Consider the following 24,902-nt stretch of genomic DNA (forward strand, 5'->3'; position numbering starts at 1 on the left):
GTGATGTCCGTCATCTGAGACGTGACGCGCATCTCTTACCCTCCAAAGGATCGCTCACGACCGCTAACGTCACCCAGGACCGTCAAATGCACAGGGTGTGAGGGGACAGCAGTGGCAAAGAAGCTCGCCGTCATCGGCGCCGGACTCATGGGATCCGGTATCGCGCAGGTCTCCGCCCAGGCGGGCTGGGACGTGGTTCTCCGCGATGTGACGGACGAGGCGCTGGCCCGGGGCAAGGGTGGCATCGAGGCCTCGTACGAGAAGTTCGTCGCGAAGGGCAAGCTGGCGGCGTCCGACGCCGAGCAGGCGCTGGCCCGCATCACCACCTCGACCGACCTGGAGGCCGCCGCCGACGCGGACATCGTCGTCGAGGCCGTCTTCGAGCGGATCGAGATCAAGCGGGAGATCTTCCAGGCGCTGGACAAGCTGGTCAAGGACGAGGCGGTGCTGGCCTCCAACACCTCCGCCATCCCGATCACCAAGATCGCCGCGGCCACCTCCCGCCCCGAGCGGGTCGTCGGCGCGCACTTCTTCTCGCCGGTGCCGATGATGCAGCTGTGCGAGCTGGTCCGCGGTTACAAGACCAGCGACGAAACCCTCGCCACCGCCCGGGAGTTCGCCGAGTCGGTCGGCAAGACCTGTGTCGTCGTCAACCGCGATGTGGCCGGCTTCGTCACCACCCGCCTGATCTCGGCGCTGGTCGTCGAGGCCGCCAAGCTCTACGAATCCGGCGTGGCCAGCGCTGAGGACATCGACACCGCCTGCAAGTTGGGCTTCGGCCATGCGATGGGACCGCTGGCCACCGCCGACCTGACGGGCATCGACATCCTGCTGCACGCCACCGACAACATCTACACCGAGTCCCAGGACGAGAAGTTCGCCCCGCCGGAGATCATGCGTCGGATGGTCGATGCGGGCGATATCGGACGCAAGAGTGGGCAGGGCTTCTACGAGCACTGATGCCGCGTCAGGCCCATCGGCCTGATGGCGTCACCCCGTGGGGTGAATTCGGTATCGGTTCGCTTACAGGCGGCAACTTCGCCGCACGAGAGGCAGTCAGATCTGTAGACGTCCAGGCTTCATCACCCATGACATCGGGGAGCGCATATGCACATCAGGGGCGACCACGCCGAGCTGGTCGTCGGGGGCCGCCTTGACGTCCGCAGCGCGGCGGACGCCCGTACGGCCCTGCACGCCGCCGTCGACTCCGGTCGGGGCGACCTCGTGCTGGACCTGACCGAACTGGATTCCTGGGACGCCACCGGCCTCGGCGTGATCATGGGCGCGCACCGTCGCGCCGGCCGGGTCAACCGCAGGCTGGTGCTGCGCGGCGTGCCGCCCCAGATGCAGCGCCTGCTGGTCGCCACCAGGCTGCACCGCATCCTCGCGATCGAGGGCGGCATCGAAGCGGAATCGGTTCCCCGGGTGTGAGGCAAGGGCGGTGCGCCGCCCGACGGCCTCACGGACGCCCGGGGAGTGATCGGGCTCGTAGGGCAAAGAGTCCGAAGAATGCAGAACTGTGCGACGGAAATGTCGTAAACAGCGCGATACCGCGCAATCCCGGAAGTTCCGGTCAGGACCCGCCCCCGGCGGTGCACCGGGCCGCCCTCCAGGTCTAAGGTTCGGTTCCCGCCCGTATGTCATCATCCGCGGCGGGCACCGGACCGGCCGCGACGCCTGAGGACGAGCTGCCGGCGCCGGGGGAGTGCGGACGGCCGGAAGCGCAGTCGGCACACCGCTCCGCCTCCTGTGACCGAGGACGGCGGGCGGAGGCGGAGGCGGAGCGGAACGAAGCATCTGGGAGCTTGCAGCATGGACCCGAACACTCACCGGGGACCTGAGGAGTACGGCGAGCCGGGCAGCCCTGCCGTGCCGCCGGCCCCCGCGTTCGGCGGCGCGCAGAGCGGCTCCGCGGAACGCGCCCGCGTCGTCCGGCTCGTCTCGGGCCCCTACCTCGTCACCGTCAACCCGGTCGACGGCAGCGAGATAGAGCCCTGCCCGCCCGGTGAGCGCCCCGCGGCCCCCGGCCGGCTCGACGCGGAGGAACGCGCCGCGGCCGCCCTCGCCGCCGCGCCCCCGCTGCCGCCGGGAACCGCCGCGCCCGAGACCGCACTCGAAGAGCGCACCGAGGACACCGAACGCCTGGTCCGGCTGCTCTCCCGGGGCCGCTCCGTCCGCGTCACCGGCCCCTCCGGCTCCGGCCGCACCCGGCTGCTGGACGCCGTCGCCACCGCCTGCGCCGACCTCGCCCCCGACGGCGTCATCCGGCTCTCCGGCTACCACCGCACCTCCGCCGACCTGCTGTACGCGCTGTTCGCCGCCGTCTACCGGGCCCCGCAGCACCGCCCCGACCGGCCCGAGATGCTGCGCATGGTCGCCGAGATCGGCGCGATCGTCGTCCTCGACGACCTGGAATTCGGCGGCGCCGCGCTCGACGAGCTGCTCGACGCCACCCCCGAATGCGCCTTCCTGATCGCCGCCACGCCCGACGTCGCGGCCCCCAGCGCCGCCTCGCACCTCGAAGAGGTCTTCCTCGGCGGCATCGGCCGCGGCGGCTGCGGCCGGCTGCTGGAGCGCGCCGTGGACCGGCCGCTCACCGACGACGAGGAGGCCTGGGCCGCCGACCTCTGGTTCGAGTCCGAGGGCCTGCCGCTGCGGTTCGTCCAGGCCGCCGCCCTGCTGCGGCAGCACGACCGGGCGCAGGCCGGACCGGGCGCCCTCGACGACGGCTACGGCCTCTTCCCCGGGGACGGCGCCGACGAGCCGGCCGCCGAGCCCGCGGAGACCCCGGAGGCGGTGCTGCCGTCGCTCGGCGAGGCCGCCGCCCCCGCCCCGCTGCTCGCCTCGCGGCTGACCGAAGCCGCCCGGGAGACCCTGCGCTTCGCCGTCGCGCTCGGCGGCGAGCTGCCGCACCAGGCGCATCTGCCGGCCCTCACCCAGGACACCCATGCCGACGCCGCCCTCGGCGAGCTGCTTGCCTGCGGTCTGCTCACCCCGGCCGGCGGTCACTACCGGCTCGCCGCCACCGTCCAGGACCAGCTGACGGCGGCCGGCTACGCGGACGGCGCCGCCGCCCGGGCGCACACCGTCGCCCAGCACTACGCCTGGTGGGCCGGACACCCCTCGGTGAGCCCCGAGCGGGCCGCCGCCGAGTCCGATGTGGCGCTGGCCGCGATGGGCGTCCTGACCGGCAGCCGGGAGAGCGGACACGCCAGCGCGGCCGTCCTGCTGGCCCGTACGGCCGCCCCGGCGTTCGCCGCGGCACTGCACTGGAGCGCCTGGGAGCGCAGCCTGCGGCACGGCCAGGAGGCCGCACGGCTCGCCGGTGAGGTCGCCGAGGAGGCGTACTTCCACCACGAGCTGGGCGTGCTGGCCCTGTGCACCGGCAGCCTCGACCGGGCGCGCGCCGAACTGGAGGCGTCCATCGGGCTGCGCGGGGTGCTCTCCGACCGCAACGGCGCGGTGGCCGGCCGCCGCGCCCTGGCGCTGGTCACCGACCGTACGCGGGCCGACTCCGCGGCGGCGGCCACCACGGCCCTGCCGACGGCCGCCGCACCGCGGGGGACCTCGAAGGCCCCCGGCACGCCGTTCGACACCGCCTCGACGGCCTTGTCCGGTTCGACCGGTTCGACCGCGAAGCTGCACAAGCCGCGTGCCGAGCGGGCCGCGGCGGCGACGCTCGTGGCCCGGAACGCCGCGGCGACCGCCGGGACCACTACGGACGTCCCGGCCGTCACCAGTAGCGGCGACGGCGCCTCCAAGGGCGTCCGGCGGGTGTTCGGCGGGGCACGGCGCAATGCCGTCGCCGCGGGCGCCGGTGCCCTGCTGGCGGCCGTTCTCGGCACCGTCGTCACCATCGGGGCGACGGGCGGCGACGACCCGCACAACGACAAGGTCAACACGGAACAGACCACGGACGACGGCGAGAGCACCGACCTGCCGGCCGAGCAGCCCGCCACGGACACCGGCCGGCCGCCTACCGGCCCCGGTACGTCCCGGCCCGGCACCGCCGGCCAGTCGGACCGCCCGTCGCCCTCGGCCACCAGCCCCTCCGCCAGCGGTTCGCCCAGCGATCCCGCCACCGGATCGCCGGACCCGACGGCCGACCCGACGCGGCCGACCGAGCGGCCCACGACGCCTACCGGCCGGCCGACCCGTCCCACGCATCCGCCGACGGACGAGCCGAGCGACCCGACGCCTTCGGACGAGCCGACCGAGCCCTCGCCGTCGGGTACGACGCCCACCGAGCCGACGGGTAAGCCGACCTCCGGGAGCCCCTCGCAGTCCGCGTCCGGCCCCTCGGCGAGCGGCGCCTCCGGCACCGCCCCCTCCGGCACCGCCCCCTCCGGCGGTACCCCGTCGGACGGCACGGCCACCTCCTCCGGCACGGCGAGCGCCCCGGCGGCCTGACGGCCCGCAGGAGACGGCCCGCAGGAATCGGCGCGGCACAGAACAGCGCAACGGCCCGGTCAACTGCCGGGCCGTTGCGCTGCGCCGCCCTCCGGGGGCGGGCGGGGTCAGAACAGGCGGAGCTTGTCGTCCTCGATGCCGCGCAGCGCGTCGTAGTCCAGCACCACGCAGCCGATACCGCGGTCGGTGGCCAGCACCCGTGCCTGCGGCTTGATCTCCTGAGCTGCGAAGATGCCCTTCACCGGCGCCAAGTGCGGGTCGCGGTTGAGGAGTTCGAGGTAGCGGGTCAGCTGCTCGACACCGTCGATCTCACCACGCCGCTTGATCTCGACGGCGACGGTCTGGTGATCGGCGTCCCGGCACAAGATATCCACCGGGCCAATGGCAGTGGGGTATTCACGCCGAATCAGGGAGTAGCCCTCACCAAGGGTTTCGATCCGGTCCGCGAGGAGCTCCTGGAGGTGGGCCTCCACACCGTCCTTGATGAGCCCCGGGTCGACACCGAGCTCGTGCGAGGAGTCGTGCATGACCTCCTCAAGGGTGATGATGAGCTTCTCGCCGCCCTTGTTCTCCACCGTCCACACCTCGCCGTCGCCCTCCTTGAGAGTGCAGGGCGGCGACATCCAGTTGAGGGGTTTGTAGGCCCGGTCGTCCGCGTGAATGGAGACGGAGCCGTCCGCCTTCACCAGGATGAGGCGAGGGGCGGAAGGAAGATGGGCGGTGAGCCGGCCCGCGTAGTCCACGGAGCAGCGGGCGATGACGAGACGCATGGGGCGTCACGCTACTCGACCAGGGGCCACCAACGCGATTCGCCCTGGATCACGGTGTCTTTACGGGGGAAATCCCCGCACCCCCGGCGCGCGCCAATGGCCGGTTGTATGTGCAATCTCCTGGTGCGGGCCTCTTGCGCGGCATACCGTTGAAGCGGGGGGTTGTGAGGCGAACACGCTCCGTCGCAAAGCCCCTTGTCCCGTCCCTAGGCCCCGTCCGTCCCGGCGGGGCCGCGAGAGGAGAACCTCATGTCGCTCGACGTCTCACCGGCCCTCCTCGAACAGGCCGAGCGAGGCGAGGTCGACGAAGCCGCATTTGTCGACTGCGTCCGGACCTCCCTGCCCTTCGCATGGGGGATGATCAGCTCTCTGGTGGCACAGCTGAAGGTGGACGGCGGAGAGTTCGCCGACAATCAGACGCCCCCGCCGGACGAGCAGGCGCGCGGCCAGCTGCTGCGCGCCCTGGCGAGTGACGCCATCCGTGGTTCGCTGGAGCGGCACTTCGGTGTGCGGCTCGCTTTTCAGAACTGCCACCGGGTCGCGGTCTTCCCGCTCGACCCGGCGGTGGACGACCGTCTGACCCGCTTCACGTCGATCCGCGGCCAGCTGCTGAACCAGTCGCCCGAACTCCGCGACTGCTGAACGGAGTTGCTGCCGCTGCGCACACGGTTGTGACACGCACCGTGCCGTGCGCCAGCGGCAGCACCACCCACAGCACACCGGCCTCCGAGTACGGCGCCACCGCACGACACGCAGGCCGGCCGCCGCACCCGGCCGGTCACCCCAGCTCGGGCAGTACCTCCGCGCCCAGCCGGCGCACGTTCTCCTCCGTCGCCGCGAGGTCGCCGGAGCCCTCGACGAGCAGCGCGAACCGCGTGATGCCCGTACGCTCCGAGGTCGCCGCCAGCCGGTCGGCACACAGCTGCGGCGGGCCGACCGGATGCAGCCCGCACAGCAGCTCCGTATAGGCCAGCGGATCACGCATGGCGCGATAGCGGCCGTCGACCGTCACATGCGCGCCCAGGCCCTGCTGGAGCCAGCCGGGCATCGCCTTCGTGAGGGTCTCCGCCGCCGCCCTGCGGGAATCGGCGATCTGCACCACGCCCGCCGAGACATGCGCGGCCGCGGCGACCTCGTCGCCGTCCCGGCCGGCCTCCAGGGCGGCCGACCGCCACAGCGCGACCATCTCCGCCTTCTCCTCGTCGCCGCAGTGCATGCCCAGCAGCATCGGCAGCCCGCGCTCCGCGGCCGTACGGACCGACGCGGCGGAGGTACAGGCCACCACCACCGGCGGGCCCGGGGGACCGGGCTCGTCCGGATCGGTCAGTGCCTCGGCCGGCCGGGGCACCACCGCCACCTCCCGGAATGCGTAGCGCTCGCCCTGCGCGCCCACCCGGGGCTCCCGCAGCCAGCGCATCAGCAGATCGAGTGACTCCGGGAAGCCGTGGTCGTACGCGGCGAGGCCGGCGCCGAACACCTCCAGATCGACCCACGGCCCGCCCCGGCCGACGCCGAGCGTGAACCGCCCGTCGGAGGTGAGATGCAGCAGCGCCGCCTGCTCACCGAGCGCCACCGGATGCTGGGTCGGCAGCACGCTCACCGCCGTCCCGACACCGATCCGGCGGGTCCGCCCCAGCAGCAGCGCGGCCAGCGTCACCGCGTTCGGGCAGACGCCGTACGGTACGAAGTGATGTTCCGCGAGCCAGACATCGTCGAGTCCGGCCTCCTCCGCGATCTCCGCGGAGCGCACCGCGCGGTGCAGTGCTTCCCCCTGTCCCTGACCGGGGAATTGAGCGGCCAGGATGAAAGCCCCAACGCGCATCGCTCTCTGCCTCCTCGCAGCCGACGCGACTCCCCCTTACAGGCAACAACGTGTGACACGTGCCAAGGGCACGGCCTGACGGCAAATTTCCTGATGATCGCAGAATCCTGCCGAGGGGGGTTCGCCCGTGACCGCGCCGCGTACGCTGGTGACATCCCGTGACCCCGTGACTTTCCGAGGTGCTCTGTGTCCCCGCGTCGAAACCGCCAGCACGGCGGCGCGAAGCCAGTCGACCGCATGGGCGGTGACCGCTACGGCCTGGAACGTACCGAGGAATGGCGCGGCGAGGACTGGGTCGTCCGGCTGGTCGGGGGCGGCGGGGCGGCCAAGCACTACCGCTGCCCCGGCTGCGACCAGGAGATCCCGCCAGGGGTGCCGCATGTCGTCGCCTGGCCGCAGCACGGCGATGTCGACGACCGCCGGCACTGGCACAAGGCGTGCTGGAACGCACGGGACCGCCGGAGCGCGCGGCTCCAGCGGTCCCGGAATGCGCCCCGCTACTGAGGGCTGGCGGCGTCAGACGTCGCGCTGAAGGACGGCGGCGTAGGCGCCGCCCAGCGTCACCGCGGTCACCCCGGCGAGGATCCACACGGGAGTCCAGCCGGTCGGGCCGGTGCTGAGGAACGGGATGTCGTACAGCGTCGCGAGCGCGCTGGGCACCGAGTACTCGATCAGCGCCTGCTGGACGTCCTTGAGGCTCTCGCCCTGGAGGAACAGCGCCAGCAGCATCGGCAGCAGCACCACGCCCATCATCGTGCTGATGGCGCCCGCGGAGTGCCGCAGCAGCGTGCCGACGGACAGCGCCAGCAGACCGAGCAGGGCGACGTAGAGACCGGCGCCGACGGTGGCGCGCAGCCACTGGTCGGCGGTCGGCGCGGGGCCGTTGAGCATCGCGCTGTCGAGCAGGGCGACCAGACCGGTCGCGACCGTCGTGATCACCAGGGCGAGCGTGAAGAAGACGATCGCCTTCGCGGTCAGCATCCGGACCCGGCTGGGGCAGGCGGTCAGCGTCGTACGGACCATGCCGGTGCCGTACTCGGACGAGATCGACAGCACGCCCAGGGTGATCACGCACAGGCTGCCGAGCAGGACGCCGACGAAGCCGAGGCCGAGCACCGGGTCCAGCTCGCGGTCGGAGCCCGCCGCGAGGGCGGCCAGCAGGCCGATGCCGACGCAGAGCAGGACCATCACGCCCAGCGTCCAGATCGTCGAGCGCACCGAGCGGATCTTCGTCCACTCGGAGAGCAGCGCATGGCCGAGGTGGGTGGGGCGCACCGGGATGGGCGAGACATAGCCGCCCGCGCCCGCGTAGGCCTGCTGGGGGTGCGGCTGGACCGGCTGCTGCTGCATCGGCGGCTGCGGGGCCTGGGGCTGGGCGTGGGCCTGGGGCGGCGCGGGAGCCTGGGCGGGCACGGGTGCCTGGACCGGGGTCTGGAGCATCATCGTGCCCGCGTCCTTGCCCGGCCCGTGCGCCGCGAGCGGCCGCGGCTCCGGGTACTGCTGGGCCTGGAGCATCATCGTCCCGGCCTCCCTGGCCGGAGCGGGCTGCGCGGGGGCCTGGCCCTGGCCGGGCGCCTGCCCGTGCTGGGGCTGGGCCTGGGCCGCCTGGGCCTGAGCGGGAGCCGGGCCCTGGGCGGGTGCCTGGCCCTGAGCCGCTGCCGGGCCCTGTCCCTGGGCCTGAAGCATCATCGTGCCCGCTTCCTTGGCGGGCGCGGGCTGCCCGGGCGCGGCCTGGGCCTGAAGCATCATCGTGCCGGCCTCTTTGGCGGGCGCGGGCTGCTGCTCCGGTGCCGGCTGCTGGGCGGGCTGCTGCTGGGCGGGTGGCGTCAGCGGAGGCACGCCCTGCGGCTGGTGCGGTGCGGCCGGCGGTGCCGCGGGCGGCATCGGCGGCGCGGCCGGCACCGGCTGCTCGTGTGCGCCGGTGTCGTGGGGTCCGCGCTCAGGCTGCGGCTGGGGCTGCGGCTGCTGAGGGCTGGTCATCGGGCGTCCTCGTGGTGGGGCGTGGGCAGGTCGGCGGGGGCGGCGGGAGCCGCGGGCGGCATCGGCGCGGCGGGCTGTAGCCCGTACGGGTGAGGCGCACCGTATTGCTCGGGACCCCCGTACGGGTGACCCTGAGCGGGCGGCGGATAGCCCGGCCCGGGAGCGGGCGCCTGCTGGGCATACGGATTCGGCTGCCCCTGGCCGGGAACACCGGCCGGAACCTGGCTGGGAACACCCGGCTGACCCGGCGGGAACCCCGGGCCGCCCGCGTACCCCTGCGGGGCGTACCCGGCGGGGGCCTCCTGGAGGCCGGCCCGCGCGTCCGCCGTCGAGCGGTAGTCCACAACGCCCTGCGTCATCCGCATATACGCCTCTTCCAGGGACGCCTGGTGCGGCGACAGCTCCCACAGCCGGACGTCGGCCTGATGCGCCAGCTCGCTGATGCGGGGGAGCGGCAGCCCGGTCACCCGCAGCGCACCGTCCGGCTCGGGCGCGGTCTGCCCGCCCGCCTCACCGATCGCGGCGGTCAGCTTCTCGCGCTGCTCCGGCTCGGTGTCCGGGGTTCGGACCCGGGCGAAATCGGCGGAGTTGGCCGAGATGAAGTCCTTCACGGACATATCGGCCATCAGCTGACCCCGGCCGATCACGATCAAGTGCTCGGCGGTCAGCGCCATTTCGCTCATCAGATGCGAGGAGACAAAGACCGTACGGCCCTCGCTCGCCAGCTGCTTCATCAGATTGCGCACCCACAGGATGCCCTCGGGGTCGAGCCCGTTGACCGGCTCGTCGAAGAGCAGCACCTGGGGGTCGCCGAGCAGCGCCGCGGCGATGCCCAGCCGCTGGCCCATACCGAGCGAGAAGCCCTTGGAGCGCCGCCCGGCGACATCCTGGAGACCGACCACACCGAGCACCTCGTCGACCCGGCGGGCCGGGATGCCGGACACCTGGGCGAGCGACAGCAGATGCTGACGCGCGCTGCGCCCGCCGTGCACGGCCTTGGCATCGAGCAGTGCGCCCACCTGGCGGGGCGCGTTGGGGAGGCTGCGGAAGGGACGGCCGGCGATGGTGGCCCGCCCCGAGGTCGGTGCGTCCAGACCCAGAATCATGCGCATCGTCGTGGACTTGCCGGAGCCGTTGGGCCCCAGGAAGCCGGTCACCGTACCCGGCCGCACCTGGAACGACAGGTTGTACACGGCCGTCTTGGCGCCGTAGCGCTTCGTCAGGCCGACTGCCTCGATCATTCTCCGCCCCTCGCGAGATGGTCGGGGCAGAGGCGCTCTCGTACCCCCGTGAGGATTAGGAGGCTATCCGGCCATTGACGGTTCCCGTCAATCGCCCATGCAAAGCCCCCTCGCCACCCAGCCCACCACAGCACCCGACGGCCCAAATCTCCCGGCCACACGACGAAATACGAGCACCCCCACCAGCCTTCTTCTTCCCACCCACAACGGGAGGGGACGGGCCGGAGGGGCCTGGTGTGTGGACGTAAAGCGAAGCAGTCCACACACCAGGCCCCTCCGGCCCGTCACCGCACCCCAACAGCCCCGCGCAGCGGACAGGGCCCGCCGCAGGCGAAACGGCGCCGCACCCCATCACGTACGCGAAAGGCCCAGCGCAGCGTCACGCATCGCGCCGCTTCAGCAACACGAACCCGCAGATCAGCGCGACCACCGTCCAGGCGATCATGATGCCGAGCCCGCCCCACGGGCCGTACGGCACCTGGTCGTTGGCCCGCGGGACGACCTGCATGATTTTCGAGCCGGCCTGGTCCGGCAGGTAGCGGCCGACTTTCCGGGTGGCCGAGACGTTTCCGAGAATGTTCGAGATCAGGAAGAAGAACGGCATCAGGATGCCCAGCGAGAGCATCGGGCTGCGCAGCATCGTGGCCACCGCCATCGAGAACAGCGCGATCAGCGTCATATAGAGGCCGCCGCCGAACACCGCGCGCAGTACGCCCGGGTCGCCGAGGTGCGCCCGGAGGTCACCGAGCACCGCCTGTCCCGCGAAGAACGTGATGAAGCTGGTGGCGAGGCCGACGACGAAGACCAGTGCGGTGGCCACCAGCAGCTTGCAGAACAGGAAGGTGCCGCGCTGCGGTACGGCGGCCAGCGAGGCGCGGATCATGCCGGTGCTGTACTCGTTCGAGACCACCAGCACCCCGAAGACGATCATCGCCAGCTGGCCCAGCCCCATGCCGGCGAAGCTGATGTTGGTGGCGTCGAACGTCAGCCGGTCCCGGGCCGGCATCGAGCTGAAGTCGTTGTTGGCCAGGGTGCAGATCAGCACGCCCAGTCCGATGGTGACGACCACGGCGATGCCCAGCGTCCACACCGTGGACCGCACCGACCTGATCTTGGTCCACTCCGACCGAATGACCTGCCCGAGCGCCGCCATCCGTCAGCTCCTCTTCTTCTGCCAGTCCGCGCCCCAGCCGGTCGGCTGCGGCTCACCCGGCCGGGACCCGGCCGGCTGCGGTTCTCCCGGTGGCCGGGCCCCGGCCTGCGCCGGTACCGGGTCGCCGTCGTGCGCGTGATACTCCACCGACTCCGCCGTCAGCCGCATGAACGCCTCCTCCAGGGAGGCCTGCTGCGGACTGAGCTCGTGCAGCACGAGCTGATGCCGGGCGGCCAGTTCGCCCAGCCGGTCGGCGGGCACTCCGTCGATCTCCAGCGACCCGTTGCCGACGGCCACCGCGTCGATGCCCTCGTCGTGCAGCAGATCCAGCAGCTTCTCCTGCTGCGGGGACCGCATCCGGACGTACGACCGGGAGTTCTGGTGAATGAAGTCCTTCATCGAGGTGTCCGCCATCAGCCGGCCCTGCCCGATCACGATCAGATGCTCGGCGGTCAGCGCCATCTCGCTCATCAGATGCGAGGAGACGAAGACGGTGCGGCCCTGGGCGGCGAGGTTCTTCATCAGATTGCGGATCCAGTGGATGCCTTCGGGGTCGAGCCCGTTGACCGGCTCGTCGAAGAGCAGCACCTGGGGGTCGCCGAGCAGCGCCGCGGCGATACCGAGCCGTTGGCTCATCCCGAGCGAGAAGCCCTTGGAGCGCTTCTTGGCGACCGTGCTCAGCCCGACGGTGTCCAGCACCTCGGCGACCCGGCCGCGGGGGATGCCGTTGCTCTGCGCCAGGCACAGCAGATGGTTGGCGGCGCTGCGGCCGCCGTGCACCGCCTTCGCCTCCAGCAGCGCCCCGATGTAGGTGAGCGGGTCGGTCAGCTGCCGGTAGTGCTTGCCGTCGATCCGGACCGTCCCCGATGTGGGGTTGTCCAGGTCGAGCATCATCCGCATGGTCGTCGACTTGCCGGCGCCGTTCGGGCCGAGGAAGCCGGTGACCATCCCGGGCCGCACCGTGAACGTGAGGTGGTCCACGGCGACCTTGTCGCCGTAATGCTTGGTCAGCCCCTCGAGCTCGATCATGTATGGCACGCTAGGCGCCCCCGGGGGCCGCTGCCACCGGGGCGGGGCCGCCCGGCTGACCCCCCGTACGCACCGCGCCCCCGCACCACCACAGAGGCGGTACGGGGGCGCGGTCCGGACGGTGCGAAACCTGCCGGGGGTGGGGGCACCTCCCAGCGGTAGCTGGGGGAGGGTCAGCGGCTCTGCTGGGCGGGGACGCCGCGGGTGGCGGTCTCGTCCTCGCCGGGGGCGCCGGCCGCGGCCACGGCGGCACCGGTCAGCGTCGCCAGCATCTCGCGGACGTTGGTCAGCTGCGCGTTGATGGAGTCGCGGCGGTTCGTCAGCGCCGCCAGCTCGCGCTCGGATTCGCTGCGGATCCGGTCCGCCTTGGCGTTGGCGTCCGCCACGATGTCCTCGGCCTGGCGCTGCGCGGTCTCCACCGTCTGGCGGGCCCGGCGCTCGGCGTCCGTACGCAGCTTCTCGGCCTCCAGGCGGAGCTGCTCGGCGCGGTGCTCGATCTCCGCGAGCCGCTTCTCGGCCTTGGCCTGACGCGAGGCCAGGTCGCGCTCGGACTGCTCACGGCGCTTGGCGAGGTTGGTCTCGAAGTCCGCGGCGGCCTGCGCGGCCTTGGCACGGGTCTCCTCGAAGAGGGAGTCCGCTTCCTCCCGCTTGGACTGCGCGTCCTTCTGCGCCTCGGCGCGCAGGGTGGCCGCCTCACCCTTGGCCTTCTCGACGATCCGGGCGCCCTCGTCCTCGGCCTTCGACTTGCGCTCGGAGGCGAACGACTCGGCGTCGTTACGGACCTGCTGGGCGGCCGACTCGGCCAGCTCACGGTGCTGCTCGGCGGCGCGGCGGGCCTCCTCGCGCAGATCCTTCGCCTCCTCCTCGGCGAGCCGGAGGATCTTCTCGACGCGCGCGCCGAGGCCCGCGTAGGACGGTTCGGCGTCATTGACCTGCGCCTGGGCGTTCTGCGTCTCGAGGTGCAGCTCCTCGATCCGCTTTTCCAGCGACGTGATGCGGGCCAGCGCGCTGTCGCGGTCGGCGACGAGCTTCGTAATGCGGTCATCCACCTGACCGCGGTCGTACCCACGCCGCACGAGCTCGAAGCCGAAGGGGGAGGAAGTGTCGCTCATGGGGTTCCTGTCGAAGAGACCGGTGAGGTGATAAGGAGAATCCTAGGGGTCACAACGGCGTGTCATCGAGTCATTGCCGGTTTGATCTGGAGAATGACCCCTCATTTGAGTGGCTACCCTTCAGACTGCTTGCCACTCGAACGAGTTGCCCCCGCTCCCGCGGCCGCCTTCACGCCGCCTCCCTTGCCTTCCCCGCCCCCGCCGGGTGCCTCGAACGATTCCAGCGCTTCCAGAACGTCCTGGACGCGGGAGATTTCGGCGTTGATGTCCTCCCGGCGGCGCACCAGCACCTCCAGCTCCCGCTTGCCCTCGTCCACGATCCGCTCGGCCTCCGCCTCGGCCTCGCCGCGCATCCGCTCCGCGTCGCGCACCGCCGCGGCCTTCTTGTTCTCGGCCTCCTTGATCAGGCCCTCGGCCTTCTTCACCGCCGAGATCCGGACCTTGCTCGCCTCGCTGTTCGCGTCCGCCACCATCCGGTCGGCCTTCTCCTCGGCCTCGACCTGCTGGGCGGTGGCCTGCGCGATGAGCTTGTCGACCCGCTCGCCGGCGTTCTTCATCGTCTCCGCCGACTCCCGGCGGGCCCGCTCGTGCAGCTCCTCGACCTCGGACTCGATCCGCTGACGCAGCTCCTCGGCGCGGTCCCGGATGCCGGTGGCGTCCCGGCGGGCCTCCTCCAGCAGCGTGTTCGCGTCCGTACGGGCCTTCTCCACCCGCGCGTTGCCGTCGCTCGTCGCCTCCGAGACCAGCCGCTCGGCCTCCTTGCGGGCCGCCCCGACCATGGTGTCGGCCTGCTCCTCGGCGGCGGTGGCCGCGTTGAGCGCCTCCTCCTGGGCCTTGGTGACGAGCTGGTCCGCCTGCTCGGCCGCGTCCGCGCGGCGCTTGGCGGCGTCCTTGCGCGCCTCGTCGAGCAGCCGGTCCGCTTCCTGCTGGGTCTCCGTCCGGGTCTGCTCGGCGGCCGCCTCGGCGTCCTCCTTGAGCTTCGCGGACTCGTTACGGGTGCGGTTGGCGTGCTCCTGCGCGGCGGTGACCGTCTCGGCCGCCTCCGCCCGCAGCCGGTCCGCCTCCGCGGTGGCCGTCGCGAGCATGCGGTCCGCCTGCTCCCGGGCGTCGGCCCGGGTACGGTCCGCGTCCCGCTCGGCGTCCGCGGTGGTCTCCGCCGCCTCCGTGCGCAGCCGCTCGGCCTCGGTCGCGGCCTCCGACATCAGCTCGTCGGCCTGCTCCGCGGCGTCCGAACGCGTCTTGTTGGCCGCCTTGCGCGCCTCGTCGCCGGTGTGGTCCGCGTCCCGGCGGGCCTCCTCCAGCACCTCGGCCGCCTCGGCCCGCAGCCGCTCGGCCTTCTCGGTCGCCTCCGTCACCAGACGGTGCGCCTGCTGTTCGCCCTCGGCCCGCAGCTGGTCGGCGGCCTGCTGGGCCTCCTGGACCGTACGGTCCGCGTCGTCCTGCGCCGAAGACGTCAGCTCGGTGGCCTCGGTGACAATCCGTTCGGCCTCGGTGCGCGCCTCGGTGATCAGCCGGTCCGCCTGCTCCGCGGCGTCCGAACGCATCCGGTTCGCGTCGTCCCGCGCCTCCGCACGGGCCCGCGCCGCGTCCTGCTCGCCGGCCGCCAGCGCGTCCGAGGCGTCGGTACGCAGCTGCTGCGCCTTCGCCGTGGCGTCCGCCACCAGCTTCTCGGCCTGGGCGGTCGCCTCCGACACCAGCTGGTCGGCCTGCCCGGCGGCCTCGGTCCGCGCCGTGTTGGCGTCCCGGCGGGCCTCGTCCAGCACCCCGGCCGCCTCGGCGCGCAGCCCGTCGGCCTCCTCGATGGCCTCGGAAACCGCCCGCTCCGCGAGGGTCTTCGCGGCCTCCGTCGCCTCCTGCGCCTCCGCACGGGCCCGCGCCGCGTCCTCCGAGGCGCGCTCCCGCTCCTCGTAGGCGTCCTTACGGGTCCGGTCGGCCTCGTCCTGTGCCTCGGTCCTGGTGCGCTCCGCGGCGTGCTCGGCCGCCGAACGCAGCCCGGCGATCTCCTCACCGGCCTGCTCGTGCAGCCCCGCGACCGAGTCCCGCACCTGCTGCGCGGTCTGCTCGGCCGCCGACACCAGCTCGCCCGAGCGCCGGTCCGCCTCCTCGACCAGCCGCTGGGCCTCCTCCTGCGCCTCGCCCACCCGCGTACGGGCCGACGCCAGCAGCTCCTCGCTCTGCTCGCGCGCCGCGGTGCGCTCCTGGTGGGCCTCCTCGCGGGCCTCGCCCAGCAGCTGCTCGGCCTCCCGGCGCCGCCGCGCGGCCTCCTCCTGGGCCGCGGCCAGCGCCTGCGCCGCCTCCGTACCCGTACGCTCGGCGGCCGTCGCCGCCTCGGCACGGACCCGGTCCGCGGTCTCCTGGGCCTCCGTCTTGAGCCGCTCGGCCTCCGCCGACGCCTCGGTGCGCAGCCGGCCGGCCACCGACTCGGCCTCGGCCCGCGCCGTCGACGCGTCCGACGCGGCCTCCGTACGCAGCCGCTCGGCCTCTTCCTCGGCCTGCTGCTGAAGCGTCCGGCGCCGCTCCGCCGACTCGGCCTTGAGCCGGGCCGCGTCCTCCTGCGTCTCCCGGCGCAGCCGCTCCGCCTCCGCGCGGGCGTCGCGTAGCGACCGCTCGGCGGCGGTGACCTTCTCCTCCGCCTCGCGGTGCAGCCGGTCCAGTTCGTCCTGCGCCTCGGCGCGCCGCTCCTCGGCGGCCCGCTCGGCCTCCTCGCGCAGCCGGGCGGCGGACGCCTCCGCCTCGGTGGTCACCATCTCGGCGGCCTGGGCGCCCTCGGTGAGCAGCTCCTCGGCCTCCGAACGGGACCGCTCCAGCGCCTCCTCGGCCTGCCGGCGCAGCGCCGAGGCCCGCTCGATGGCCTCCGTCCGCACCCGCTCGCTCTCCGCGACGGCGCCCGAACGGGTCTCCTCGGCGTCGGACTTGGCCTTCGCCAGCAGCTCCTCGGCGGTCCCGGCCGCCTCCTCGATCTGCTGGACCGCCTCCCGGCGGGCCTCGCCGCGGATCCGCTCGCCCTCGGCGACCGCGTCCGCGCGCAGCTGCTCGGCCTCGCCGCGCAGCCGCCGTGCCTCCTCCTGGAGTTCGACGGTCTTGGCGCGGTACTCCTTGGTGTCGTCCTTGGCCGCGCCCTTGAGCTGCGCCACGGTGTCGTGGGCCTCTTCGCGCAGCCGGTCCGCCTCGGACTCGGCCTCCTTGCGCAGCCGTTCGGCCTCCTCGGCGGCGGCCTTGGTGGTGGCCTTGGCGTCCTCCGACGCCTTGGTCAGCACCTCCTCGGCGCTGCGTGCGGCCTTCGCCAGCTGGGCCGCGGAGTCCTCCGCCACCTGGGACCGGGCGGTCTCCTGCGCCTCGGCGACCAGCCGCTCGGCCTCCGTGCGGGCGTCCGACCGCAGTTGCTCGGCCTCGGCCTTGAGCGCCTCGGCCTCCTTGGTGGCCTCACCGACCAGCCGGGCGATCTCCGCCTTGGCCGTACGGGTGCGCTGCTCGTTGTCCGACTCGGCCGCCGTCAGCCGCTTGGTGGCGCTCTGCTGCGCCTCGTCGACCAGCTTCTCCGCCTCGGCGCGCGCCTCGCGCAGCGCCTTGTCCGCCTCCTGGACGCGGGTCTCGGCGGTACGGGTCAGCTCCGCGGCCTGCCGGCGGGCCTCCTCCGACTCGGTGCCGACGCTGGTGCGCAGCTGCTCGGCCTGGTCGGTGGCCTCCTGTGCCTGGCTGGAGGCGGCGTTCAGCAGCCGCTCGGCGTCCGTACGCGCCCGGCGCAGGATGCTTTCCGCTTCGGTGCGGGCCTCCGTGGCCTCGGTGCCGAGCCGCTCCCGGGCCTGTTCGGCCAGCCGCTGGGCCTCGGTCCGCGCGGCGGCCAGCGCCTGCTCGGCCTCCCTGCGGGACTCCTCCATGAGCCGGCGGGCCTGCGACTCCGTGCGGGCGCGCAGTTGTTCGGCCCAGGCGACGTTCTCGTTGACATGCGATTCGACGGTCTGCCGGCGCTCGTTGAGCTCCTCGTCGAGCCGCTGCCGGCGGGTGACCGCCTCGGCGTGCAGCTCGGCCTCCAGCCGGGACTGCCGTTCGGCCTGGTCCTGGAGCAGCCGCTGGGTCTGTGCCCGTGCCTCGCGCAGCTCACGCTCGGCATCGGTACGCAGCTGGTCCGCCTGGATCTGCGCGTTGCGCAGCAGCTGTTCGGCCTGATGACTGACGTTGTCGTAGGCAGGGCGGGTCGCGAGGTTGCGGCGCGCCTCATGGAGCTTGGCGCGCAGCACCTCGACCTGATAGCCGAGGTCGTCGGCGTGCTGAACGGCCTTGTCCCGCTCCGTCTTCAGCCGCTCCATCTCGGCCTCGAACTGCGAGAGGTGGTCGTCAGCCTCGTAGCGGTCGTTGCCCCGCACTGCGCGGTCCCATCCGTCCCCTGGTCATGGTGGCGGCCGTCTCCGATCGCGGGGTGCTCGTCCCGTACACGTCACGTCGTACCGGAGTCGCGCCCCTCGGAGCTGACCCTTCCGAAGAAATGGTGTCAGATCATCGGCAGGGTATGGACCGAGCCCCACTCCCTTACCCCGGCCGAAGCTGCACTCTACCGGCCGGGGAAGGTGAAGGTCAGTGCTCCGTCGAGGTGGTCGGCGCCGCGGTGACGAGTTCGGTGAGCACTCCATGACAATCCTTGGGGTGCAGGAAGGTGATCCGGGAGCCCATCGAGCCGGTCCTGGGCTCGTCGTAGAGCACCCGGACACCCTTGCCCCGGATGGCCTCGGAGTCGCCGTCGACGTCCGCGGTGCCGAAGGCGATGTGATGCACCCCCTCGCCGTTCTTGGCAAGCCACTTGCCCACCGCGGAGTCCTCGCGGGTGGGCTCCAGGAGCTGCAAATACGAGGCTCCGCCGTCGGAGGTTTCATTGATCTTGAGCATGGCTTCCCGGACCCCCTGCTCCTCGTTGACCTCGGTGTGGAACACCTCGAAGCCATACGTGGCACGGTAGAACTCGACAGTCTTGTCGAGGTCGAAACAGGCGATCCCGATGTGGTCGATTCGCGTCAGCATGGCTCCAGTGCACCGCCCTCACGGCTGGTTACGCAACGTGCGCGCGATCACACCCGCTTGCCGGTGACCCGGCGCGTACCGCTCAGTACATTGACGGGAACCCTCGTTAACTTCCCTGCAAAGGAAGGCCGCACCGCATGTCTGCAACGAACGGCACGAACGGCAGCACCTCAGTGATCGTGGCGGGAGCGCGCACCCCCATGGGCCGGCTCCTGGGATCGCTGCGGACCTTCTCCGGCGCCGACCTGGGCGCCGTCGCCATCAAGGCGGCACTCGACCGGGCGGGCATCGGCGGCGACCAGGTGCAGTACGTGATCATGGGCCAGGTGCTCCAGGCCGGGGCAGGGCAGATCCCGGCACGCCAGGCCGCCGTCAAGGCCGGAATCCCCATGAACGTCCCCGCGCTGACCGTCAACAAGGTCTGCCTCTCCGGTCTCGACGCCATCGCGCTGGCCGACCAGCTCATCCGCGCCGGCGAGTTCGATGTCATCGTCGCCGGTGGCCAGGAGTCCATGACCAACGCCCCGCACCTGCTCCCGAAGTCCCGTGAGGGCTTCAAGTACGGCGCGGTCGAGATGCTCGACGCGATGGCGCACGACGGCCTCACGGACGCCCACGAAGGCATCGCCATGGGCGAGTCGACCGAGAAGCACAACACCCGTCTGGGTATCGCCCGACCGGAGCAGGACGAGATCGCCGCGCGCTCCCACCAGCGGGCCGCCGCCGCCCAGAAGAACGGGCTCTTCGAGGCCGAGATCACCCCCGTGGAGATCCCGCAGCGCAAGGGCGAGCCGGTCCTCTTCAGTCAGGACGAGGGCATCCGCGGCGAGACCACAGCGGAGTCGCTCGGCAAGCTCCGCCCGGCCTTCGCCAAGGACGGCACGATCACCGCCGGCACCTCCTCGCAGATCTCCGACGGCGCCGCCGCGGTCGTCGTCATGAGCAAGGCCAAGGCCCAGGAACTCGGCCTGGAATGGATCGCGGAGATCGGCGCGCACGGCAATGTCGCGGGCCCGGACAACTCCCTCCAGTCCCAGCCCTCCAACGCCATCAACCACGCCCTGAAGAAGGACGGCCTGGCCGTCGACGATCTTGACCTGGTCGAGATCAACGAGGCGTTCGCGGCCGTCGCCGTGCAGTCGATGAAGGACCTCGGAGTGTCCCCGGAAAAGGTGAATGTCAATGGCGGCGCCATTGCGCTGGGTCACCCGATCGGGATGTCCGGCGCCCGGATCGTGCTGCATCTCGCGCTGGAGCTGCGCCGGCGGGGTGGTGGCGTGGGTGCCGCCGCGCTGTGCGGTGGCGGCGGCCAGGGCGACGCGCTGATCATCCGCGTACCGGGTAAGTAAGCGAGAGCCCGTACGCCGGTGCGTACGGGCTCGCCGATTCGCGTCACGAGCGAGCCGAAGGAGCCGAGCGGCGATGGTGGACGTCCCCCAGCTGGTGGAACAGGCACGGCAGGGCCGGCCGAGGGCCGTGGCACGGCTGATCTCCCTCGTGGAGGGGGCGTCACCGGAGCTGCGCGAGGTGATGGCCGCGCTGGCGCCCCTCACCGGCAACGCGTATGTGGTCGGGCTGACCGGCTCGCCCGGCGTGGGCAAGTCCACCACCACCTCCGCGTTGGTGACGGCCTATCGCAAGACGGGCAAACGGGTCGGCGTCCTCGCCGTCGACCCGTCCTCGCCGTTCTCCGGCGGCGCGCTGCTCGGTGACCGGGTCCGGATGAGCGAACACGCCTCCGATCCCGGCGTCTACATCCGCTCCATGGCCACCCGCGGCCATCTGGGCGGCCTGGCCTGGGCCGCGCCCCAGGCCATCCGCGTCCTCGACGCGGCGGGCTGCGACGTGGTCCTCGTCGAGACGGTCGGCGTCGGCCAGTCCGAGGTGGAGATCGCCTCCCAGGCCGACACGAGCGTGGTGCTGCTCGCACCCGGCATGGGCGACGGCATCCAGGCCGCCAAGGCCGGAATCCTGGAAATCGGCGACGTCTACGTCGTCAACAAGGCGGACCGCGACGGGGCCGATGCGACCGCCCGCGAGCTCAACCACATGCTGGGGCTCGGCGAATCCCGTACACCGGGTGACTGGCGGCCGCCCATCGTCAAAACGGTCGCGGCGCGGGCCGAGGGGATCGACGAGGTCGTCGAGGCGCTGGAGAAGCACCGGGCCTGGATGGAGGAGCGCGGCGTTCTGGCGCAGCGGCGGCGGTCCCGGGCGGCGCACGAGGTCGAGACGATCGCGGTCACGGCGCTGCGGGAGCGGATCGGTGATCTGCGGGGGGATCAGCGGCTCGATGCGTTGGCTGAGCGCATCGTTGCCGGGGAGACGGATCCGTATCGGGCGGCCGATGAGCTGGTTGATGGGCTGACCAACGGGGGCTGAGAATCCGCCGATCGGCGGGTGGGTGTTCTTTTGGCTGCGGGTGCGTTGTGGCTGGGCACGCAGTTCCCCGCGCCCCTGCGTGGCGCGGCCGATCCGTTTCGGCCCGCGCCCGGCCTGCGGGGACCAGATGCCTGCCAAGAGGTGCCGCTGCCTTGCCGTAACGGTCATCGGTACGGCGGGACGGCCGCGCACGGACGGAGGGCGGAGGGGATGTCCGGTGAGCCGCCCGCAGGACCCGGAGCGAACAACGGGGCTTCCAACTTCTGGGACCCGCGTCGCCCGCGCCGAGGACGGGTTACCGGGCGTCCCCTCCGACCCCACCACCCACCCGCCGTAGGCGAACCGGTGGCCAGCCCACGGCAACGGCTGCCGTGACCACAGCCGAAGGCCCCGCCCACGGTGGGCGGGGCCTGGTGCGGTGGGTGGTCAGTCGTCCGCGCCGTCGTTGTCGTTGTCGTCGTCGGAGTGCGCCGGAACGGCGCTCAGCTTGGCGGTCTGCGGGTCGACCAGCAGCTGGTGCTCCTTGCCGTCCTTGGTGATCGTCTCGACCTCCCAGACCGCCTTGCCGCGGTCGTCGTCGTCCAGGTCGACGGAGGTGACGGTGCCGTGCGAGGCGGCGGTACGGGCGGCCGAGGCGGCGTCGGTGCGGGCGTTCTGGAGCGCGGCGCGCTCCTGGGCGTCGTCGTCCTCGTCGGTGTCGACGTGCTGGTTGAGCACCCGCGCATTGCCGGCGTCGAGGGTGACCTCGTGCCACTTGCCGTCCTTGCCCAGCACGTCCGCCTCCCAGACCAGGCCGGCCCGGTCCGCGTCCAGGTCGAGGCCGGAGACGGTGCCGTGGACGGCCTTCAGGGCGGCGGCCGCGGCGTCCGGCGCGCTGACCTTGGCGGCGCGGGCCTCGCGGCGGTCCTCCTGGCCGTTGGCGTCGTCGTCCTGCATACGGATGCTGGAGCGGCCGTCCTGTACGTGGGCGGTGCCGGAGTCGGCGGCAGCCGCGCCGTGGGCGGCCGACCCGGCCGAGACCGGGGCACCGGACCGGGCGCTGCCGGAGCCGTCGGCGCTGACCGCGACGGCGGTGACCGTGCCGCCGGCGACGAGGGCGGCTGCGGCGGCGGTGGCGATGATCAGATGGCGCTTCATGTGTGTTCTCCCCTTGCGATCGGCTGTGCCAACACACTGGCGGAACCAAGCTGAAGGGGACCTGAAGGCTCCTGAAGGGGGCTTCAGGAAGGGGATGGCATGGTGAGCGCATGCACCCGCACGTCACGCAGTTCCGCCCGCCCGGCCCCGCCGCACACCGTCCGCACCGGCTCCTGATCGTGGAGGACGAGAAGCGGCTGGCCCTGTCACTGGCGAAGGGGCTGATGGCCGAGGGCTATGCGGTCGATGTGGTGCACGACGGGCTGGCGGGGCTCCATCAGGCGAGTGCGGAGAGCTACGACCTGGTCGTGCTGGACATCATGCTGCCGGGGATGAACGGCTACCGCGTCTGCGGGGCGCTGCGTGCGGCCGGTGATGAGGTGCCGATTCTGATGCTGACCGCGAAGGACGGCGAGTACGACGAGGCCGAGGGGCTGGACACCGGCGCCGACGACTATCTGACCAAGCCGTTCTCGTATGTGGTGCTGGTGGCGCGGGTGAAGGCGCTGTTGCGCAGGCGCGGCCGGACCGCGCCACCGGTGCTGCGGGTGGGGGCGCTGGCCATCGACCAGGGGGCCCGGCGGGTCGAGCGGGACGGCGCCGAGGTGACGCTGACGACGAAGGAGTTCGCCGTGCTGGAGCAGCTGGCGGTGCGGGCGGGCGAGGTGGTCTCCAAGGCGGAGATCCTGGAGCACGTCTGGGACTTCGCCTATGAGGGCGATGTCAACATCATCGAGGTGTACGTGAGCGCGCTGCGGCGCAAGCTCGGCGCGGGCCACATCGTGACGGTGCGCGGCGCGGGATACCGGCTGGTGGCCGGTGGGTAGCGTGCTGGGCTCGGTACGGGCCAGGGCGGCGGCCGGGGCGACCGTGGTGGTGGCCCTGGCGCTGATCGCGGCGGGTACGGCGGTGCTGCTGGTGCTGCGCGGCAATCTCCAGCACCAGGCGGGGCTGGAGGCGCAGGTCGCGGCGCGTGAGGTGGCCACGCAGATCGCGACGGGGACGCCGTACGACAAGCTGGATCTGCCGGACGGCGAGGAGCATCCGGTGGTGGTCGCCGCCGAGGACGGGCGGGTGCGGGCGGTCGGTGAGGACGTGCGGGCCGTCGACGGGAAGCGGGTGGGCGCCGCGCAGGGGGCGGGGAGCGCCGCGCCGCCGGCGGCGGAGGACGAGGACGATGAGGACGACGACCGTGCGCTGAAGCCGGGTGAGGTCGATGACGACGTCCGGTACCGGGACGGGACCGCGGACGTCGACGGGACGGTAGCCGACTACCGGTTCGCGGTGGTGGAGGCCAAGGACACCCGCGGTGAGCAGGCGACGGTGCGCGCGGGGGCGGCGCTGGCGCCGGAGCAGGACGCCGTCGGGTCGGTGCGGGACGCCATGCTGCTGGGGCTGCCGCTGCTGCTCGTGGTGGTGGCGGGGGTGACCTGGCTGGTGACCCGGCGGGCGCTGCGGCCGGTGGAGGGGATCCGCGGGGAGATGGCCGCGATCACGGCGAGCACGGATCTGAGCCGGCGGGTGCCGGTGCCGTCGTCGAAGGACGAGATCGGCCGGCTGGCCCGGACGACCAACGAGACGCTGGCGGCGCTGGAGTCGGCCGTGGAGCGCCAGCGGCGGTTCGTCGCCGACGCCTCGCACGAGCTGCGCAGTCCGATCGCGAGTCTGCGGACGCAGCTGGAAGTGGGCGTGGCGCACCCGGAGTTGCTGGATGTGCCGGGCGCGGTGGAGGACACCGTACGGCTCCAGCGGCTGGCGGCGGATCTGCTGCTGCTGGCCCGGCTGGACGCGGGGGAGCGGCCGGGCGGGGCCCGGGTGGATCTGGCGGCGATGGTGCGCGAGGAGAGTTCGCAGCGGGTCGCGGACCAGGTGCCGGTGCGGACCGGGGAGCTGGCGAGCGTGGAAGTGGCGGGATCCCGTGGCCAGTTGGGCCGGGTGCTGGGGAATCTGCTGGACAACGCGCAGCGGCATGCCGTCGCGTCCGTACGGGTGGCCGTGGTGCGCGAGGGGGAGTGGGCGGTGCTGCGGGTCGAGGACGACGGGCCCGGGGTGCCGGAGAGTGAGCAGGAGCGGATCTTCGAGCGGTTCGTCCGGCTCGATGACGCACGGGCCCGGGACGACGGCGGGGCCGGGCTGGGGCTGGCCATCGCGCGGGATGTCGCGGTGCGGCACGGGGGTTCGCTGGCGGTGCGCACGGGCTCGGTGTTCGAGCTGCGGCTGCCGGTGGCCTGACGTCCGGCGCGGCCCCGGCGGCGCGGCCCCGGCCCGGTCAGGGGGCCGAGGCCGGCCGGTCAGAGGCCGCCGCGCTCCTTGCGGAGGTGCTCGGCCACCGGAGTGAGCGAGCTGCGCAGCGTCTGGAGGTCCTCGGACGTGAAGAGGTCGATGAAGTGCTTGCGGACCGAGGCGACATGGTGCGGGGCGACCCGGCGCATGGTGTCCCAGCCCTCGTCGGTGAGGACGGCGTAGAGGCCACGGCGGTCCGACTCGCAACTCTCCCGGCGCACCAGCCCGGCGTTCTCCATCCGGGTGATCTGGTGGGAGAGACGGCTCTTGGACTGGAGGGTGCTGGCTGCCAGGTCGCTCATCCGGAGGCGTCGGTCCTCGGCCTCGGAGAGGTTGACCAGGATCTCGTAGTCGTTGTTCGTCAGGCCGAACGGTTGCAGATCCCGCTCGAGTTGGTGCATCAGCAGCCTGCTGACATCGAGGTGGGTGCGCCAGGCACACTGCTCCTGGTCGGTCAGCCAGGGGGTGTCGCTGTCGGTCGTCATGGAGTGAATTCTACCCGTAAAAGTTGAATATCGAATTAATCATGCCGGGGGTGGCGCCTCGCCCGGCCGGGAGCCGGATGTTGGT

20 protein-coding genes are annotated in these 24,902 nt (G+C 72.4%); 9 read left to right on the forward strand and 11 right to left on the reverse strand.

Features of this window, described 5'->3' with window-relative positions; translation table 11 throughout:
- Positions 1–111: 111 nt before the first annotated feature.
- From QT196_RS27445 to QT196_RS27455, 3 genes are all read left to right on the forward strand, one after another.
- Positions 112–960 (forward strand): 3-hydroxyacyl-CoA dehydrogenase family protein, encoded by an 849-nt coding sequence (locus QT196_RS27445; protein ID WP_168481397.1) that lies wholly within the window; start codon positions 112–114, stop codon positions 958–960.
- A 147-nt stretch (positions 961–1,107) separates the two neighbouring features.
- Positions 1,108–1,431: an STAS domain-containing protein gene (locus QT196_RS27450; RefSeq protein ID WP_042148793.1), complete on the forward strand. Its 324-nt coding sequence runs from the start codon at positions 1,108–1,110 to the stop codon at positions 1,429–1,431.
- A gap of 381 nt (positions 1,432–1,812) precedes the next feature.
- A complete protein-coding gene (locus tag QT196_RS27455; RefSeq protein WP_290355887.1) occupies positions 1,813–4,410 on the forward strand; it encodes an ATP-binding protein in 2,598 nt (865 codons plus the stop codon).
- A gap of 107 nt (positions 4,411–4,517) precedes the next feature.
- On the opposite strand, the gene nucS is transcribed toward QT196_RS27455, so the two are convergent.
- A complete protein-coding gene (nucS, locus tag QT196_RS27460) occupies positions 4,518–5,180 on the reverse strand; it encodes an endonuclease NucS (protein WP_168481398.1) in 663 nt (220 codons plus the stop codon).
- Between the two features lie 249 nt (positions 5,181–5,429).
- Here nucS and QT196_RS27465 point away from each other — a divergent pair, with 249 nt between their 5' ends.
- Complete coding sequence (locus QT196_RS27465; RefSeq protein WP_085922944.1) at positions 5,430–5,822, forward strand: SCO5389 family protein; 393 nt, start codon at positions 5,430–5,432, stop codon at positions 5,820–5,822.
- A 136-nt stretch (positions 5,823–5,958) separates the two neighbouring features.
- On the opposite strand, the gene QT196_RS27470 is transcribed toward QT196_RS27465, so the two are convergent.
- Positions 5,959–7,002 carry an LLM class flavin-dependent oxidoreductase gene (locus QT196_RS27470; RefSeq protein WP_168481399.1) on the reverse strand — a complete coding sequence of 348 codons (1,044 nt, stop codon included), beginning with the start codon at positions 7,000–7,002 and terminating at the stop codon, positions 5,959–5,961.
- 186 nt (positions 7,003–7,188) lie between these two features.
- Between QT196_RS27470 and QT196_RS27475 the strand changes: the two genes are divergently transcribed.
- Complete coding sequence (locus tag QT196_RS27475; protein WP_085922946.1) at positions 7,189–7,506, forward strand: ATP/GTP-binding protein; 318 nt, start codon at positions 7,189–7,191, stop codon at positions 7,504–7,506.
- A 12-nt stretch (positions 7,507–7,518) separates the two neighbouring features.
- Here QT196_RS27475 and QT196_RS27480 read toward each other — a convergent pair whose 3' ends face one another.
- The 7 genes from QT196_RS27480 to mce all read right to left on the reverse strand — a co-directional run bounded on the left by QT196_RS27480 (position 7,519) and on the right by mce (position 18,530).
- Positions 7,519–8,352, reverse strand: a complete 834-nt coding sequence (locus QT196_RS27480; protein ID WP_168484026.1) for an ABC transporter permease subunit — start codon at positions 8,350–8,352, stop codon at positions 7,519–7,521.
- 626 nt (positions 8,353–8,978) lie between these two features.
- A complete protein-coding gene (locus tag QT196_RS27485; RefSeq protein WP_290355888.1) occupies positions 8,979–10,223 on the reverse strand; it encodes an ATP-binding cassette domain-containing protein in 1,245 nt (414 codons plus the stop codon).
- A gap of 379 nt (positions 10,224–10,602) precedes the next feature.
- Positions 10,603–11,376: an ABC transporter permease subunit gene (locus tag QT196_RS27490; RefSeq protein ID WP_168481401.1), complete on the reverse strand. Its 774-nt coding sequence runs from the start codon at positions 11,374–11,376 to the stop codon at positions 10,603–10,605.
- Positions 11,377–11,379: 3 nt separating this feature from the next.
- Positions 11,380–12,405, reverse strand: a complete 1,026-nt coding sequence (locus QT196_RS27495; protein ID WP_168481402.1) for an ATP-binding cassette domain-containing protein — start codon at positions 12,403–12,405, stop codon at positions 11,380–11,382.
- Between the two features lie 173 nt (positions 12,406–12,578).
- Positions 12,579–13,517, reverse strand: a complete 939-nt coding sequence (locus QT196_RS27500; protein WP_168481403.1) for a cellulose-binding protein — start codon at positions 13,515–13,517, stop codon at positions 12,579–12,581.
- Positions 13,518–13,630: 113 nt separating this feature from the next.
- Positions 13,631–17,881 carry a polarized growth protein Scy gene (gene scy, locus QT196_RS27505; RefSeq protein ID WP_290355889.1) on the reverse strand — a complete coding sequence of 1,417 codons (4,251 nt, stop codon included), beginning with the start codon at positions 17,879–17,881 and terminating at the stop codon, positions 13,631–13,633.
- Between the two features lie 208 nt (positions 17,882–18,089).
- Complete coding sequence (gene mce, locus QT196_RS27510) at positions 18,090–18,530, reverse strand: methylmalonyl-CoA epimerase (protein ID WP_168481405.1); 441 nt, start codon at positions 18,528–18,530, stop codon at positions 18,090–18,092.
- Positions 18,531–18,703: 173 nt separating this feature from the next.
- Between mce and QT196_RS27515 the strand changes: the two genes are divergently transcribed.
- Together QT196_RS27515 and meaB are read left to right on the forward strand one after the other, a co-directional pair.
- Complete coding sequence (locus QT196_RS27515) at positions 18,704–19,879, forward strand: acetyl-CoA C-acetyltransferase (RefSeq protein WP_290356722.1); 1,176 nt, start codon at positions 18,704–18,706, stop codon at positions 19,877–19,879.
- A gap of 73 nt (positions 19,880–19,952) precedes the next feature.
- Positions 19,953–20,912: a methylmalonyl Co-A mutase-associated GTPase MeaB gene (gene meaB, locus QT196_RS27520; protein ID WP_085922950.1), complete on the forward strand. Its 960-nt coding sequence runs from the start codon at positions 19,953–19,955 to the stop codon at positions 20,910–20,912.
- Between the two features lie 426 nt (positions 20,913–21,338).
- On the opposite strand, the gene QT196_RS27525 is transcribed toward meaB, so the two are convergent.
- On the reverse strand, positions 21,339–22,049 hold the full coding sequence (locus QT196_RS27525) for a PepSY domain-containing protein (protein WP_290355890.1): 711 nt from the start codon (positions 22,047–22,049) through the stop codon (positions 21,339–21,341).
- A 110-nt stretch (positions 22,050–22,159) separates the two neighbouring features.
- On the opposite strand from QT196_RS27525, the gene QT196_RS27530 reads away from it, so the two are divergent.
- Positions 22,160–22,876 (forward strand): response regulator transcription factor, encoded by a 717-nt coding sequence (locus QT196_RS27530; RefSeq protein ID WP_168481407.1) that lies wholly within the window; start codon positions 22,160–22,162, stop codon positions 22,874–22,876.
- 4 nt (positions 22,877–22,880) lie between these two features.
- Positions 22,881–24,281: a HAMP domain-containing sensor histidine kinase gene (locus QT196_RS27535; RefSeq protein WP_290356723.1), complete on the forward strand. Its 1,401-nt coding sequence runs from the start codon at positions 22,881–22,883 to the stop codon at positions 24,279–24,281.
- Positions 24,282–24,340: 59 nt separating this feature from the next.
- Here QT196_RS27535 and QT196_RS27540 read toward each other — a convergent pair whose 3' ends face one another.
- Positions 24,341–24,817, reverse strand: coding sequence for a MarR family transcriptional regulator (locus QT196_RS27540; RefSeq protein ID WP_168481408.1), 477 nt, complete (start codon positions 24,815–24,817; stop codon positions 24,341–24,343).
- Positions 24,818–24,902: the final 85 nt, after the last annotated feature.

The organism is Streptomyces sp. P9-2B-2, assembly GCF_030406865.1.
In the GTDB taxonomy this organism is placed as follows: Bacteria; Actinomycetota; Actinomycetes; order Streptomycetales; family Streptomycetaceae; genus Streptomyces; species Streptomyces platensis.